Raw genomic sequence first — 15,221 nt, forward strand, 5'->3', positions numbered from 1 at the left:
GGTCCTCACGCCACGCTTACCTCCTTTTACACCGAGCGGCTCAGTTTTGTGGGCGAAACGGTCAGGATCGGTCCGAGGGCCGCAATGACGCTGACGCTCGCCTTTCACGAACTGGCGACCAATGCGATCAAATACGGGGCGCTCTAGAATGAGACAGGTACCGTCGAAATATGCTGGCGAGTGCGTGAGTCAGGCAACAATGCGGAGCTGCTGCTTCAGTGGATTGAGCGTGGCGGCCCGCCCATCGCAACGCCTGAACGCCAGGGATTTGGAACTCGGCTGATCTGCACAGCTGTAGGCCGCAGCCTGCAGGGGATCGCGAAGCTCGACTTCCCCGCGACAGGGGCCGTGTGGACCCTGGTTGCTCCCTTGGCGTCAGTCAGATTGTGAGCTGAGCAGCTGAGCGCAACAGCCATGCGATCAAACCATATAGGGGACCAGCGAGCGAAAGCCTCCGTATAGCATGCCCGTACCATTTCTACCGAGCCGACGGTATCAGAACATGGCCTGCCTCAGTGCTCATTGTTGCGCTATCCGGCAGTGTTGTGGGGTTTGAGGGGTAGCGTCGGCCGTCGAAGCGCAGCCGAACTGCATGCCCCGACGCGCCACCACCGGACACTGCTACGCCCAGATCGTGCAGGCCGTGACTTCGCGAAGACAATAATCTGATCGGCAACTGGGTGACAGTCGTACGCCCAATAGTATCGTAGCCCTTCCCTGTCGCCCTTAGGATGCCCATCGAACATCCACCGCTGCCGCAATATTCAGGGCCAGACGCATAGGCGACGATGTCCTGCTTGCCATCTCCGTCCAGGTCGACAAAGGCCGCCTCGTAGGTCACGTGATCGCCTTCGAAGAGCGTCTTGATCGCCTTGCGCGCGAGCGGCGTCTCCATCGGCGAAGGGGCAGTCGATATCGGCGCAGCGCTGTTCGCGATCATTGTTCGAATGTCGGCAGGTTTGCGGATGTGCGATCCCGGTGTCTTGTAGACCGACAGAGCGCCATTAGTCCAAAGTCCGACTTCGACTGCTTTGTGCGCCTGGTCGAGCAGGAGATAGGCAGCCTCAGACCCTCCCTCATGCGCCCGGTTTCCCGAGGTGAACAGCACCGTTCCATCGCGCTGGAGCGGTGAAGCCGTCTCGAAATTCTGCCGCAAGGTCTGCAACCTCGCTTCCCCCAGCAAGGCGCGGAGATCATCGACGACCGCGCTTTTTGTAAAAAGACCGATCTGCGACGGATATTGACCAACCTTCGGGTCAAGCGATGCCCAGGCAACGTCCGGCTCCGCGTGCCGTTCGCCCATGGCGGACGCCTCAGCCGCGTGCTGAGCGCTGGTCACGTCGTGTTGATCCTGAACCGGGGTTCGCTCACAAGATGCCAGAACCAGTATCGCTGCCGCGACCAGAAGCCGTTCGAAGGGGAGCATATTGTTACCTGTTCTGTCTACCGATCCTGACAGTCAGCCTCTAGCAGGCCAACGATCGCATCGAAAGTTGTCGGCGACGCTCGGTGTCGACGTGGATGGCTGATCGTCGCCAACTGTGCCGCGGATTATGGATGGCGATCTCCGAAGCGGAAGCCAACCCTGCCTTTCAGGAACGTCTCGCAAAGGCTCTCGCCGCTGACGAGAAGCCGGTTAAAGCTCCCGTCGAGCGGAAGCGGCAGACCAAGCCGGCCGAACACAAGCGTCCGAGCAACCGGCGGACCCCTGCCATGCTCGATCCAGTGCAACTCGCCCGAAACGGCGAGTCCGAACTGCGCGAGGCGCTAGCGAAATTGGATATCGAGCAGTTGCGCGATGTGGTGGCGGACTACGGTATGGACCCAGGCAAGCTGGTGATGAAGTGGCGCGATGCAGACCGCATTGTCGATCGCATAGTCGAGGTGGCACGCGGTCGTGCGCAGAAGGGCAGCGCGTTCCTGCCGCCGTCCGAAACCATAGAGACCAAAGCCAGCGAACCTACTCTCCCGTTGGAAGACGGGAACGAGTAGACGCCCTTTTTAACTGCCGGTTTTCGGACATGTCATGCTCAACGACCTAGAAGCACTCGCTGCCGATATTGCGAACCTGTCCAAGGCTTGCGCCGAGATGGAAGGTACGGAAGCCGCTATGCTACTGAGCCAGGTGATTGCGCACCTTGAGGTGGCATTGTCCGAGTTAGCGGAGCACCCCGGTATGCTCGTCGGCGACATGCCGTGGTGGATCAGCCGCCAGAGTGAACGCAATAGCCTCCGCTAGAACTTACCAAGGCACCTGCCACAAGGGCTCGAACGCTCTACCTAGGCTATTCGCCGCGTAGGGAAATCAGCGCGTTCTCGATGAGACGCAGTGCATCTGATCGACTAGGACCCTGCATGCCCTCTCCAGCAGCGCGCATGTAGGCTTCCTTGTCGTCTCGCCACGATTCAAGCAGTTCGATCTTCTCGCCGGTGCTCAGGTCCTTGTCAGCGAGAAGATCGGCCGGTGTGTCGTATTTGGCGAAATACCCCATCACATCCTCCTCCGGACCTTAACGCTGCATCTTGCGTCTGATCCAACGTCCAAACCGTCTCAGGGCCGAGACGATGATAAACCAGAAACTCAGCGTGGCGATGAACGAACCCGCGCGAAAATTGTCCTCGACTCCGACGTTATGAATAACCGAGGTGTTCGGATTGTCAGCCAGATAGGGGGCAGGCCAGCCTGCCACTTCGCGAGGCAGCCAATTTTGCTCCACCGGGCCTTCATGGCCGTACATCGTTCGCTCGTCCGTGGGCGGATTGATCCAGGCGGTTGCGATCGTGATCGCCAGCGCCAGCAGTAGCGACAGAATACTTCTCAGCACTGCGGACTCCACTCACTGCCGATCAGCCGCTTCTCCAACTCCTCCAAGACACTTTCCGCGCATTTCATTGCCATCCCCGCAGAAGAGGCCGAACCCGACCTTGAATCCTGGTGATCCGAATGGGACACTCTCCACGTCCAGCGCCAATAGCCGCTATGCCGTACATCCAACTGCCAAATTCCACCTTCGGTTGCGGCGACGGTTCCCTGGTGGGGCAGCCCCAAACACCATTGTACGACAGGCATTCTTTCTCCCGAAGAGCTGACACAAGCCCGGAGAATCAACCTGGATCGATATCGGTCCCGACAACCCTGACGAAACGCCCCGTTGCGACGTTTGCCCCCACAAGCTACTTTTCTCGCTCAGAGCCGATGCTGACGGTGCATCGAACCGTCTCGCGCTCCCGGTTCGCACGCTTCCGGCACGCCTCCAGCACCTCACGGTTGGCGGCAACGATCCGGTCACCTGCCGCCAAGGCAGTGAGCGCGCCGGGCGAGGCTGCCTCCATCATTCGCTGCCCGCCTTCCCACATCTGCATGGCGAGCGTGCGCGCTGCCATCTTCTCCGGCCATTGCCAACTCGCCGGCACGGCGCGCGCGACAACGCCAGCGAAAGCCGCCCAAAGCACCATGCCGAGCACCACTCCGCCGATCGCGGTCCACATCAACCAGCGGTTCTGCTCGTCGTCGCGTCGCGCCGATGCGGCGACACCCTGGAGCACGCGGATTGCGTCCTTCAGCTCTGCGGCTGCGGTTGCGATCATTCGCCGGTCCTCGGCGCGGGCGCCGCCCTCCCCCGCCACGATCCGGTCAACGACATAGCGCGGGCTCGCTCCGTCCCTGACCGCCGCCGCCAGCGCGTCGACGCGCTCCAAGGTGGCGTCGATCTTCTGCACCATGCCTGCCAGCGTCTCGCTATAGTCGGGCAGCTCCGGGAGTTCGGCGCGCTCGCTCGCCATCCGCTCGGCGACGCGGCGTAGCAATGCCAGTTCACCCTCCACCCGTGCAAAGGCTTCCTGGGCTGTCTCGGGTTCGTGCTCGTCCTCGCTCATCCTGTCTCCCTCACGCACCCGAAAGCACGCCTTCTATCGGCTCAGTCCCCGGTCACGCTCGCGATCCGGCCCCAACGACTTCGCCAGCGCGTCACCAACCGCGCGGTCCTTCTCCAGTTTCAGCGCCAGCTCGGGCGCGCGGCGGCGCAGCGCGGATTCCAGCTGCGGATCGCGCCCGATCGCGCCGGCGACCTTCGCCATGTTGCCGCGCATACGCTCCGCGCCGGCGCGGTCGCCGACCCGCTCCAGGGCGGCACGATCGCGCTGCATCGCCTTCCATGCTTCCACGAACCTTCCGGCACGCGCCTCCGGGTCGAGCCGCACGCGCTGTTCCTCGGCCATCGCGCGCACCGCTCCGCCGGTGTTGCCGCCGGCGGCCTGCTCGACCAGCCTGGGATCGCGCCTGAGCGCGGAAGCAAGGTCGCGCGCGGCATGGGGCCGGTTCGCGTCCAGCACCTCGCCGGCCTTGCGCAACGCGCTCTCCTGATGGGGTAGAACCGGCAGGCCCTTGGCGCGCATCCGGCGTATATCGGCCGTGGCGCGCGCATAGCGTTCGATTGCCTTGGCTTGGTCCGGCTTGCCGCCGGTCGCGGGCTCCCGTTCCGGCGCGGACGCCTTCTCCGGTGCCCGGGGTCGGAAGCCGTCGAATATGCCCTTGGCCTTGTCGCGCACCTTGGCGGCGATCTCTCGCGCGACTTCCGCGAACCGGATCTCACGCCGCTCGGCGAAGGCGCGTGCCCAGTCATTGTCGGACGGCGCGGCATAGTCGCCGGCCATGTCCTTGGCGCGGTCACGCGATAGGACGCGGGCGAGCTGGCGCTGATCGGTGAAGTCGTCGCGGCCATAGTGGAGCTGCACGCCCTCGCGGTGCCGGGACAAGGCGACATAGGCACCATGCCGGTCCATCCCCGGCGTCGCCAGCACATGCGCGCGATCGACCGTCACGCCCTGCGATTTATGGATGGTCGCCGCATAGCCATGATCGACATGGGCATATTCCTTCGCCGCGAACGTCACTTCGCGCCCGCCATCGAGGCGGACAGTCATGCCCTCCGGCGTGACGTGCGCGATCGTGCCCAGCGTGCCGTTCTTCACCCCCAGCGACCGCTCGTTGCGCAGGAACATCAGCCGGTCGCCGGCCGCGAAGTCACGGGCACCACGGTCGGCCGCGAACGCCACGTCCTCGCCCAGCTCACCGCTCGCGCGCAGCCGGTCGCGCGCTTCCCCGTTCAGCTCGCGGACCTCGGCGTTGGTGTGGGTGAGGATGATGCGGGTCTTGTCCGGTTCGGCTTGGCGCTGACGATCCCATCCGTCGACCAGCTCGGCCCGCGCCGCCTCGCGCGTGTCCGCCGCGTGAACCATCCCGTGCGCGGCATAGGCGGCCAGCGCCTCGCTTGTGCGGCCGGTCGCCAGCGCCCGCGTGGCATCCCGTTGCCAGCCCTCACGCTGCCGGCGAACCTCGGTGATCTCGGCCGCACCGTGACGCTCGGCGATCGACCGGAACGCCGCGCCCGCCTCGATCGCCTGCAACTGCTCAGGATCGCCCACCAACACGACCTTCGCGCCGGCGTCACGGGCATGGGACAGCACCCGCTCCATCTGGCGGGTGCCGATCATCCCCGCCTCGTCGACGACCAGCACGTCCTTCGGCCCGAGCTGGTCACGCCCCTGCGCCCAGCCATGCTCCAGGCTGGCGATCGTGCGCGACGCGATCCCCGATCCGCCCTCCAGATTCTCGGCCGCGATCCCCGACAGTGCCGCACCGCGCAACCGGTAGCCTTCGCGCTCCCATGCCTCGCGCGCGACGCCCAGCATCGCCGACTTGCCGGTGCCGGCATAGCCGACGACCGACGCCAGTCCGTCGCGTCCGGTGATATGGTCGAAGGCGTCGCGCTGCTCGCCGGACAGGACAAGCCCCCTGCCCTCGGCCGCCCCGATCGCGGCATCCCGCTGCCGATCGGACACACCATGATCGCCGCGGCGCGCCAGCTCGTCGCCGGCCTTCTCCAACCGCACTTCGGTCGCGATCATGTCGCGGGAGGTGAACCGTTCCTGGTCGCGCCCGTCCTTCCCCAGCGCAATCAGCTCGGGGTTGGCGCGCACCGCCGCCATCACCCGGTCGAACTGCTCCTTGCCATCCGAATGACGGAACGCGAACACCGCCAGGTCGCGGGTGGTGAAGGTCGATTGCTGCCGGGTAATGCCGTCCAGCGCGATGCGCGGATCGGCCGCGATCTTGTCGCCGTTCTCGCGCGCGATCCGCCGGTGATCGTCGGCGCGCTCGGCGTCCTCGCCACGATCGAGGCGGCGCATTCCCGCCGGCCCGATCTTGTGCTGCGGCTCCAGTGCGATCCCCTGATCGGCATAGGAGCGATGGTCGATCCGCCCCTCCAGTCCCAGCTCGGCCATCGCCAAGTTGACATGGGCCGCCCACGCCTCGCGCCATTCCTTAAGCAGCTCGGTGCCGTTCCAGTCGCGGTTCTTCTGCCCGAACCCGTCCGGTCCCACGTCGCGCATCGACAGCATGACATGCGCGTGCGGCTTCGGACTGCCGTCGTCCGCCTTGTCCCAATGCACGTTGAGGTCGGCGACCATCCCGCGCTTCACGAACTGCTCGGCGACGAAATCACGGGCGAGCGCGACGCCTTGTTTCTCGTTCATCTCGCGCGGGATCGAGAACTCCACCTCGCGGGCAAGCTGCGCGTCCTTGCGCTTCTCGCCTGCCTCCACCTCGTTCCAGAGCGCGGTGCGGTCGTTTAAACGCTCTGGCGCGCCGTCCGGTAACATCACCTCGGAGTGGATGACGCCGGCCTTGTTCGAGAAGTCGTGATGGCGGTTCAGCTTCTCGTCGAACAGCCGCGACGCCGAACGATAGGCAGCGGACGCGACGGCACTGGAGCCCTTCGCGCGGCTGATGACCTTGGCGCTGAAATGGTAGATCGCCATCGCGACTACCATGATGCACTTCTTAGCGCACGTCGACAACGACGTATAAGCGCGCACTCACCACTCGCTTCGCTCCCGCTGATTGACTGCCGTGCGTTTCCGTTATGGGTTGCCTGCTCGTTCCTGTTTGCTAGGCTGCGGTGAACCTGACGCGGAAGGAGAGAGCACCATGCGCAAGGTGCGCGACTATGACGCGGAGCTGAAGGCGCTGGAGAGCCGCGCCAAGGCGATCAAGGCGCGTCGCATCGAGCAGCTAGGCCAGCTCGTCACCGCCACCGGGGCCGATGCGCTCGACATGGAAACGCTCGCCGGCGTGCTGCTCGATGCCGTCGCCTCGCAGAACGCGGAAGTGAAGGAGGCGTGGCGCGCGAAGGGCTCCGCTTTCTTTCAACGGCGCGGGCGCAAAGGTGGCCGGACTGCTGGCGGCAACGGCGATAGCGGGAACGCGCAACCGGGCGATGATCCAGCGCCTGGAAGCGGCGCGGCGTCGTAACGATACGCGAGCCTGGGTCGTGCAACGCCGCGAGCGCACCCGCCACCTGATCGAGCTGGGCGGCCTCGTCCAGAAAGCCGGCCTGGTCGAACTCGCCGACGACGATCGCGCCACGATCTACGGCGCGCTGCTGGAGCTGGTCGGCCGCGCTCGCGGTGACGATCGTGGCGACACGCTCGCGCTCTGGAAGCGGCGCGGCAAACGTGCGTTCGACACGGAAAGCGAAGCGATGGAGAAAGGCGATGGCGGTCCTGGATATTGAGGCGATCCGCCGGGAAGTCCGCGCACTGGATTTCGAACGCGGCACGTTGGCTGACGTGGCGGAATGGCGCGAAGCCGATGCTGAATCGCGCGCCAACCTCGCGATTGAGGGCATGGCGCTGAGCGCGGACGACGAGGCGCTGTTCGATATGCTGCGCGACGAGGCCGTGCCCCCTCCCCTCGCCACGCAAATCATCCTCAAGCTGCTCGACCATCCCGATGCCGATCCGGCACTTCCGATCACGCCCCTGGAACGGGCGAGCTGATGGCGGGGCCGCTCATCGGTGGGCGTCGGCCGATCAGCTGGCGGCTCGCGATCGTCGTTTCGTTCGTCGCGGCCTATGCGACGGCGCGGTGGCTGGAAGGCATCTTCGGCGTCGGGCAGATTTCCGGCACGGTGTCGTTCCTGGTCCTGGTCGGACTGATCGGCGCGACCTGGTGGATCAACAGCCGCGCCGCCAACCGCCGGAACGAGCTACTGGGCTCGGCCCGCTTCGGCGATCGGGCCGACTTGCGCAAGCTGGAGACGAATGGGGATCTCCTGATCGGCCGTGCCAAGGAGTCCGGCAAGCTGCTCCACTATGACGGCGCGGCGCACCTGCTAACGATCGCACCCACCCGCTCGGGCAAGGGCGTCGGCACGATCATCCCCAACCTGCTGCTGCTCGACCGCTCCGTGGTCTGCATAGACCCAAAAGGCGAGAATGCCCGCGTCACGGCCCGTGCAAGGGCCAGGAAGGGCCTTGTGTGGTGCTTGGACCCCTTCGGCGTCTCCGGGCGTCCTGCGGCCCGCTACAACCCGCTGGCGCAGCTCGACCCGGCAAGCCCGGACCTCGCGGAAGATGCGCAGACAATCGCGGACGCGCTGGTCCACGACGCGCCGGGGCAATCGGGCGAGGCGCACTGGAACGAGGAAGCCAAGGCGCTGATCGCCGGCGTGATCCTGCACACCGTCGTCCACGAGCCCGTGTCCCAAGTGACGCTCGCCACGGTGCGCGACAAGCTCACGCGCGATCCCGCCGGCATTGCCGCACTGCTGGCGGACATGCAGGCCAGCAGCGGCGCGCATGGCCTGATCGCACGCGCCGCCAACCGCCAGCTCGGCAAATCCGATCGCGAGGCCGCCGGCGTGCTGTCCTCGGCGCAGCGCCACACCCACTTTCTCGACAGCCCGCGCCTGGTCGAAAGCACGTCCACGTCCGATTTCCGGTTCGCGGACCTGAAGGAGCGACCCGGCACCGTGTTCCTGTGCCTGCCGCCCGACCGGCTCGAGACCTATGCGCGCTGGCTGCGGCTGCTGGTCGCCCAGGCCGTCACCGACATGGCGCGGTCCCCTGCCCGGCCGACAAGCCCTGTGCTGTTCCTGCTCGATGAGTTCGCCGCGCTCGGCCGACTGGAGCCGGTGGAGCGCGCGATGGGGCTGATGGCGGGCTATGGCCTCCAGCTCTGGCCGATCCTCCAGGACATGCACCAGCTGCGCGCGCTCTACGGCGAGCGCGCCGGCACGTTCCTGTCCAATGCCGGCGTGATCCAGACGTTCGGGGTCAACGATCATGCCACCGCCGACATGCTCTCGCGCACGATTGGCGACACGACGCTGGAATATGCGACCCTCGGCACGTCGCGGGGCACTGGCTGGGGTGACAATCGCGCCGGCCCCTCGGAAAGCGTCAGCACGCATGTCACGACGCGGCGGCTCGTCACGCCCGACGAAATCATGCGGATGCCGGCCGACACCCTCCTGCTGCTGCGCCAGGGCGAACGCCCGCTCTGGGCCAGCAAGGTTCGCTACTATGACCAGCGCGAGTTTGCCGGCCTGTTCGATCCGGCGTGATCGCACACACCCGTTCATGGAAAATCGAACGGTGAGTTTTGGGGTAGCGCCTCACCACCCTTTCCGCCGGCGGAACGCTGAAGGCACAAACCGCCGGTTTTGCCTGGCTTCTCCCGGAAGCCCTGCGGCCGATAGGCCGCTCTGGTGGCGGCGATAGCCGGCACGGATCGAAACCGCATTGGCCGATAGGCCAATTCCGCATCTTTCTGCCCTTTGTGCACAGGGCAGCCTACCCCAAAGCTCACTGTGGCCTTCTGATTCAATTATTCTTCTAGATTCAAGATTCAGATGCTCGAAACCCGCGGAAAACTGGCGGAAATTAGCTCTAATGGTGAGGGTTCGGGCCGATTCGCGTGAGCCTTGGGGTAATCAACGGTGAGCCTTGGGGCGTATTAAGGTGAGCGTTCGGGTCGATTCTGGTGAGCCTTAGGGTATCTAGAAATTCGACGGTGAGTTTTCGGGTATCTCCTCACCGTAGATCGGCGAGCCGAGTGGATTGTCCACCTCACTTTTCATGTTAAGGTGAGCGCAGCAATAGCTATCACTCACCTTTGAGACACGCCCATGCCCCAACCCGCGCTTGCAGATGGATCGTTCCGCACCCTAACTCAGCGAGGCAAGGGCAACCCCTTCAATCCCTCTCATTACGGCGAGATCGTAAAGCCGGGCGAGCTGGTCGACATTGTCGAGCTAAGTCCCCTCACCCTTGCCGATCGCCGCACCTACAATCTGCTGATCGCCAATGCCTGGGAGCGGATCGGCGAACCGATCGTCCATCGGATTGCCAAATCGGCGCTGAAAGGCACGCATCAGGGTAACGAGCGGATTGAGGCCTCCCTGCTCCGCCTGATGGGCACGATCGCGATCGTCACCATCCGCAAGAGCGGCAAGAGCTACAAGCGCCGTGTACAGCTCCTCGGCCCGAGCGACGAAAGCTTGGAGAAGGACGGCTTCCTCCATTACCGCATCCCTGAGGAACTGATCGAAATCCTGCGGAACAGCGAGGTGTATGCCCGTCTCAAAACGCAGGTGATGTATTGCTTCGAGTCAAAATACGCCCTCTGTCTCTACGAGATGATCGAGCGGCGGATCGGCCTCGAATACAAGCAGACAGAGGAATTTACGATTGAGGAGCTGCGCGGGCTGCTCAACGTGCCCGCTGGCAAGCTGGAGCGGTTCGCCGATCTCAATAAATACTGCCTCAAGGTAGCGGTAGAGGAGATCAACAAGCTCTGCCCCTTTTACGTCGATTTCACCCCCATCAAAAAGGGCCGCAAGGTCGAGCGGATCGCGCTCCACTGGTTCCCGAAAACCTCCAGCGGGAAGCGGGACGCGCAAAGCCTGATCGACCAGCACAGCGTCGTCCGTCGCGCCAAGATGCGCGGGCTGGCAGCCGAGCTGCCGGTGCTCGTGGATTTTAGCGTCCCAGCCGAAAGGTGAGCCGCTACCCTAAAACTCACCGATAGGCTTTCGACCAAGTTTACAGGTGGTCGTGTTCACGCGCTGTCCTGATAACATGTTCACACGTTAACACATGGGCTGACCGCGATCTGGGTGTCCCCTCAAATGACGGTCACTCACCCAGCCCTTGCATGTTCCAATCCGGCCGGATCATTCGGATCAACCCCGCTTCCAATCCTGGCGCGGTCAGCACCGGAAGCCCGTTCCACGCTGTGTCCAGGGGTCGTGATCAGGATCTCGACACGGCTGCCTGCATTAAGCGCCGTCAGGATAGGGCCTTTGATGCGCGCACTAGTGCGCTGCCGGGCGTGACCGCGAACATAATGCGCCATGCGGCCCGGCAGACGCTCGCCGGGAGGCAGCGGCTCACCCATAGATGTTTCACCTCTCCTCTTTCGGAGCTGCGTCACCGTTCCCCGAACGGGTGCTTGCCGTACTGGCGCATCAGGAGGTCGATCGCCTCGCCCATCAAGGCCTGGAGGGTAGTTCCGTTCTCCGCCGCTAGCACGTTTAGGCCCCGGCTGACCTCCGGGCTGAAGTATGCGCTCACCGCCTTCTTTCCCTGCCGCGCTGCCGATCGCACCGGCGCCGCGTCATCGATGGGAGGAACCAAGGCGCTCGGCTCGACCTTCGCGCGTTCTGCGCGCTGCTGCCTCATGGCACCAAATTTGCTCATGTCAGCCTCGCTTCTTCCTGCTCTTCTTACCTGTGGACAGGTTCACACGTTCTCGTGTCCACGTCCATAGCGCCGCAATCTCCTCCGCCGCCTTGCCGTCCGGCTCCGCCTCCATCGCGGTTTTCCCTTGCGCCGTGCTGTGGTGATAGATCGCGCGCATAGTAAGCATGACGGGCGCGACCGGCACGCCCATGCCCTCAACGCCTTCACTGCCTTCGATCAACTCGCGCGCGTCCCGGTAAGTAGTTGGTGCACGCTGAGGGCCGCCCATGAAGAGCACGAAGGCCGGCTTGCCTGCTGCCTTCACCAGCTCGGCCGTCGTTTCGACCGCTGACAAGTCGAAGGCCTGGGGACGGCACGGAATGAGGATCAGGTCCGCGGCCTTGCACGCCTCGCGCGCCATAATGTCCGCGTGTGGGGGCGTGTCGATAATGACCAGGTCCGCGCCTAGATCGGCCGCTTGCTGCACCTTGCGCGGAAGGAGGGTAGGGGAGGCACAGTCCACGACCTCAGGGTCCGCGCCTCCTCGCCAGTGATTCCACTGGCTGGCGGTCGCTTGCGGGTCCGCGTCGAGAATCAGCGCAGACAGACCCGCACTGGTGGCAGCGCCGGCAAGGTGGATGGCAAGCGTGGTCTTACCCGCTCCGCCCTTCTGGCTGATAATAGATATGGTCTTCATGTAGCCACCTGAACGTGTTCGCGTGTGAACATGATGGGTAGAGGACATGTGGTCAGGATAGCAATCCCACATGTGAACGACCCAGCTCATGGCTTGTCGCGCAGATCCTGACGTCCGAACGTCGCAACAGTCCCGGCTTTCACGCCGGGAATATATCTGCCATCCTAGATATATGGATATCGATTCGGCCATCTCAGCCTTGGGGGCGCTTGCACAAGGCACTCGCCTGGATACCTTCAAGCTGCTGGTGCGCCATGAACCAGATGGCATGGCTGCCGGCGAAATCGCCCGCCAACTCGATGTGCCGCAAAACACCATGTCTGCACATCTCGGCATCCTTGCGCGTGCCGGCCTTGTGCGCTCCGAACGGCAGAGCCGCTCAATCATCTACCGCGCCGATCTGGGCGGGCTGCGGGCGCTGACGCTGTTCCTGATCAAGGATTGCTGTGCCGGCTCGCCTGAGCTGTGCGCGCCTCTTGTCGCCGAACTCACCCCGTGCTGCTGAAAGGACGCGCCGTGGCCGTCGATATCGTCATCTATCACAATCCCGAGTGCGGCACGTCGCGCAACGCCCTCGGCCTGATCCGCAATGCCGGCATCAAGCCGCACGTCGTCGAGTATCTGAAAACCCCGCCTTCGCGCGCGTTGCTGGTCGAACTGATCGACCGCGCCGGCATGACGCCGCGCGATATGCTGCGCGAGAAGGGCACCCCTTTTGCGGAGCTGGGCCTGAACGACGCCTCGTTGTCCGATGAGGCGCTGGTGGATGCGATGATGGCGCATCCGATCCTCATCAATCGGCCACTCGTCGTCTCGCCCTTGGGCGTGAAGCTCTGCCGCCCCTCCGAGGCGGTGCTTGATCTGCTGCCGCCCCCCCAACTCGGCGCCTTCGCGAAGGAGGACGGCGAACAGGTGGTGGACGCGTCGGGCCAGCCCCTCGGCTGATGCTGCTCGCCGTCCTGATCTTCGTCGCCACGATCACGCTCGTCATCTGGCAACCCAAGGGGCTGGGCATCGGGTGGAGCGCGATGGGCGGCGCTGTCGTGGCGCTGCTGGTGGGGGTCGTCTCGCTGTCGGACGTGCCCGTGGTGTGGGACATCGTCTGGAACGCGACGGGTGCGTTCGTGGCGATCATCGTCATCAGCCTGCTGCTCGATGAAGCCGGATTCTTCGAATGGGCGGCGCTTCATGTCGCTCGCTGGGGCAGGGGCAACGGCAAACTGCTGTTCGCGCTCGTCGTCCTGCTTGGCGCTGCGGTGTCCGCACTATTCGCCAATGACGGTGCGGCGCTGATCCTGACGCCCATCGTCATCGCCATGCTGCGGGCGCTGGGATACGGACCCAAGGCGATGCTCGCCTTCGTCATGGCGGCCGGCTTCATCGCTGACACCGCCAGCCTGCCGCTGGTCGTCTCCAACCTCGTCAACATCGTGTCGGCCGACTTCTTCGGGATCGGCTTCGGCGAATATGCGTCCGTGATGGTGCCGGTCGATCTGGTGTCGATCGTCGCCACGCTGGGCGCGCTGCTGCTGTTCTTCCGGCGGGACATACCGGGCACCTATGACGTGGGGCAGCTCCGGCAACCCGGCGAAGCGATCCGCGACGCCGCGACCTTTCGGGCTGGGTGGATCGTTCTGGCGCTGCTGCTCGCCGGCTTCTTCCTGCTCGAACCGCTCGGCGTACCGGTCAGTGCCGTCGCTGCTGCCGGTGCGATCCTGCTGCTGGTGATCGCAGGGCGGGGCCATGTAATCCAGACTGGCAAGGTGCTGCGCGGTGCGCCGTGGCAGGTCGTGATCTTCTCGTTGGGCATGTACCTCGTCGTCTATGGCCTGCGAAATGCGGGCCTTACGGACGACCTGGCCGCGCTGCTCGATCGCACCGCGCAAGGTGGTGTGTGGGGCGCGGCGCTTGGCACCGGCGTGATCGCGGCTGCCCTGTCGTCGGTGATGAACAACATGCCGACCGTGCTGGTGGGCGCGCTGTCGATCGACGCCACCAATGCTACGGGCGCGATCAAGGAAGCGATGATCTACGCCAATGTGATCGGCTGCGACCTTGGCCCCAAGCTGACACCGATCGGGTCGCTCGCGACGCTGCTATGGCTCCACGTCCTTGGCCAGAAGGGCGTGCGGATCGGCTGGGGCTATTACTTCCGCGTCGGGGTGACGCTTACCGTCCCCGTCCTGCTCATCACGCTTGCGGCCCTCGCGCTGCGAATTGGGATTGCCTGATGCCTCTCCGCGACTTGTCCGAACCTGACCATCTGCCGGCGCTCGATCCGGCGTTCGTCCGCGAGCGCCCGGCGCTGGGCCTCGGCCCGACTGACCCCGCGCCGCGCATCCTGCTGCTCTACGGATCACTGCGCGAGCGGTCGTTCTCTCGTTTCGCGGTCGAGGAGGCCGCCCGCCTGCTGCGCCTGTTTGATGCCGAGACACGCATCTTCGATCCCTCGACGCTGCCGCTGCCCGATCAGATAGCGGGCGACGATCATCCCGCGGTCCACGAGCTTCGCGAGCTGGCGCTGTGGTCAGAGGGCCAGGTATGGTGCAGTCCGGAGCGGCACGGCCAGATCACCGGCGTCATGAAGGCGCAGATCGATCATCTGCCGCTGGAGATGAAAGGCATGCGCCCGGCCCAGGGACGGACGCTGGCCGTGATGCAGGTGTCCGGCGGGTCGCAGTCGTTCAACGCGGTCAACACGCTGCGCCTGCTCGGCCGTTGGATGCGGATGTTCACCATCCCGAACCAGTCCTCGGTGGCGATGGCCTACCAGGAGTTCGATGAAGCCGGTCGCATGAAGCCGTCGAGCTATTACGATCGTATCGTGGACGTGATGGAGGAGCTGGTGCGCTTCACCGTGCTGATGCGACCCCATGCCGCCCAGCTGGTCGATCGCTACTCCGAACGCAAGCAATCCGGCATGCCCGTTGATGCGGCAACCGATCTGTCGAGCATCGCGGTTGCGCCACAGCGGTAACCCGTCGCCAAAGTCCTG

General features: G+C 64.6%; 18 protein-coding genes. 11 read left to right on the plus strand and 7 right to left on the minus strand.

Annotated elements, in window-relative coordinates:
- Positions 1-478: 478 nt before the first annotated feature.
- A complete protein-coding gene (locus tag XM50_RS02265) occupies positions 479-1,339 on the minus strand; it encodes a hypothetical protein (RefSeq protein WP_197075304.1) in 861 nt (286 codons plus the stop codon).
- A 218-nt stretch (positions 1,340-1,557) separates the two neighbouring features.
- Here XM50_RS02265 and XM50_RS19065 point away from each other — a divergent pair, with 218 nt between their 5' ends.
- Positions 1,558-1,992, plus strand: coding sequence for a hypothetical protein (locus XM50_RS19065; RefSeq protein WP_197075306.1), 435 nt, complete (start codon positions 1,558-1,560; stop codon positions 1,990-1,992).
- Positions 1,993-2,026: 34 nt separating this feature from the next.
- Positions 2,027-2,239 carry a hypothetical protein gene (locus tag XM50_RS02275; protein WP_046407042.1) on the plus strand — a complete coding sequence of 71 codons (213 nt, stop codon included), beginning with the start codon at positions 2,027-2,029 and terminating at the stop codon, positions 2,237-2,239.
- Between the two features lie 46 nt (positions 2,240-2,285).
- On the opposite strand, the gene XM50_RS02280 is transcribed toward XM50_RS02275, so the two are convergent.
- From XM50_RS02280 to traA, 4 genes are all read right to left on the minus strand, one after another.
- On the minus strand, positions 2,286-2,492 hold the full coding sequence (locus XM50_RS02280) for a hypothetical protein (protein ID WP_046407044.1): 207 nt from the start codon (positions 2,490-2,492) through the stop codon (positions 2,286-2,288).
- 18 nt (positions 2,493-2,510) lie between these two features.
- Positions 2,511-2,825, minus strand: a complete 315-nt coding sequence (locus XM50_RS02285) for a hypothetical protein (RefSeq protein ID WP_046407046.1) — start codon at positions 2,823-2,825, stop codon at positions 2,511-2,513.
- Between the two features lie 349 nt (positions 2,826-3,174).
- Positions 3,175-3,876, minus strand: coding sequence for a DUF6118 family protein (locus XM50_RS02290; RefSeq protein WP_231621823.1), 702 nt, complete (start codon positions 3,874-3,876; stop codon positions 3,175-3,177).
- A gap of 33 nt (positions 3,877-3,909) precedes the next feature.
- Positions 3,910-6,822, minus strand: a complete 2,913-nt coding sequence (gene traA / locus XM50_RS02295; RefSeq protein WP_046407091.1) for a Ti-type conjugative transfer relaxase TraA — start codon at positions 6,820-6,822, stop codon at positions 3,910-3,912.
- 169 nt (positions 6,823-6,991) lie between these two features.
- Between traA and XM50_RS02300 the strand changes: the two genes are divergently transcribed.
- The 5 genes from XM50_RS02300 to XM50_RS02320 all read left to right on the plus strand — a co-directional run bounded on the left by XM50_RS02300 (position 6,992) and on the right by XM50_RS02320 (position 10,850).
- A complete protein-coding gene (locus XM50_RS02300; protein ID WP_046407048.1) occupies positions 6,992-7,315 on the plus strand; it encodes a conjugal transfer protein TraD in 324 nt (107 codons plus the stop codon).
- A gap of 19 nt (positions 7,316-7,334) precedes the next feature.
- On the plus strand, positions 7,335-7,577 hold the full coding sequence (locus tag XM50_RS02305; protein WP_046407093.1) for a conjugal transfer protein TraD: 243 nt from the start codon (positions 7,335-7,337) through the stop codon (positions 7,575-7,577).
- Positions 7,558-7,842 (plus strand): hypothetical protein, encoded by a 285-nt coding sequence (locus XM50_RS02310; RefSeq protein WP_046407050.1) that lies wholly within the window; start codon positions 7,558-7,560, stop codon positions 7,840-7,842. Before XM50_RS02305 ends, XM50_RS02310 begins: the two co-directional genes overlap by 20 nt.
- Positions 7,842-9,410 (plus strand): type IV secretory system conjugative DNA transfer family protein, encoded by a 1,569-nt coding sequence (locus XM50_RS02315; RefSeq protein WP_082102648.1) that lies wholly within the window; start codon positions 7,842-7,844, stop codon positions 9,408-9,410. Before XM50_RS02310 ends, XM50_RS02315 begins: the two co-directional genes overlap by 1 nt.
- A gap of 564 nt (positions 9,411-9,974) precedes the next feature.
- Entirely contained in the window at positions 9,975-10,850 is an 876-nt protein-coding gene (locus tag XM50_RS02320) for a replication initiation protein (protein ID WP_052742377.1), read from the plus strand.
- Between the two features lie 427 nt (positions 10,851-11,277).
- On the opposite strand, the gene XM50_RS02325 is transcribed toward XM50_RS02320, so the two are convergent.
- Complete coding sequence (locus XM50_RS02325) at positions 11,278-11,547, minus strand: ribbon-helix-helix domain-containing protein (protein WP_046407052.1); 270 nt, start codon at positions 11,545-11,547, stop codon at positions 11,278-11,280.
- Position 11,548: 1 nt separating this feature from the next.
- Positions 11,549-12,226 (minus strand): ParA family partition ATPase, encoded by a 678-nt coding sequence (gene parA / locus XM50_RS02330; RefSeq protein WP_046407054.1) that lies wholly within the window; start codon positions 12,224-12,226, stop codon positions 11,549-11,551.
- 172 nt (positions 12,227-12,398) lie between these two features.
- On the opposite strand from parA, the gene XM50_RS02335 reads away from it, so the two are divergent.
- The 4 genes from XM50_RS02335 to arsH are packed head-to-tail and all read left to right on the plus strand — an operon-like array spanning position 12,399 to position 15,203.
- Positions 12,399-12,731, plus strand: a complete 333-nt coding sequence (locus XM50_RS02335) for an ArsR/SmtB family transcription factor (protein ID WP_046407056.1) — start codon at positions 12,399-12,401, stop codon at positions 12,729-12,731.
- An 11-nt stretch (positions 12,732-12,742) separates the two neighbouring features.
- Complete coding sequence (gene arsC / locus XM50_RS02340; protein ID WP_046407099.1) at positions 12,743-13,171, plus strand: arsenate reductase (glutaredoxin); 429 nt, start codon at positions 12,743-12,745, stop codon at positions 13,169-13,171.
- Positions 13,171-14,457: an arsenic transporter gene (locus XM50_RS02345; protein ID WP_046407058.1), complete on the plus strand. Its 1,287-nt coding sequence runs from the start codon at positions 13,171-13,173 to the stop codon at positions 14,455-14,457. Before arsC ends, XM50_RS02345 begins: the two co-directional genes overlap by 1 nt.
- The gene (gene arsH, locus XM50_RS02350) at positions 14,457-15,203 is read left to right on the plus strand and encodes an arsenical resistance protein ArsH (RefSeq protein WP_046407060.1); all 747 of its coding nucleotides are present in this window, start codon (positions 14,457-14,459) and stop codon (positions 15,201-15,203) included. Before XM50_RS02345 ends, arsH begins: the two co-directional genes overlap by 1 nt.
- The last annotated feature ends 18 nt before the right edge of the window (positions 15,204-15,221 follow it).

Origin of the sequence: Sphingomonas sp. Ag1, from assembly GCF_000980895.1 — a bacterium.
Taxonomy (GTDB): domain Bacteria; phylum Pseudomonadota; class Alphaproteobacteria; order Sphingomonadales; family Sphingomonadaceae; genus Sphingomonas; species Sphingomonas panaciterrae.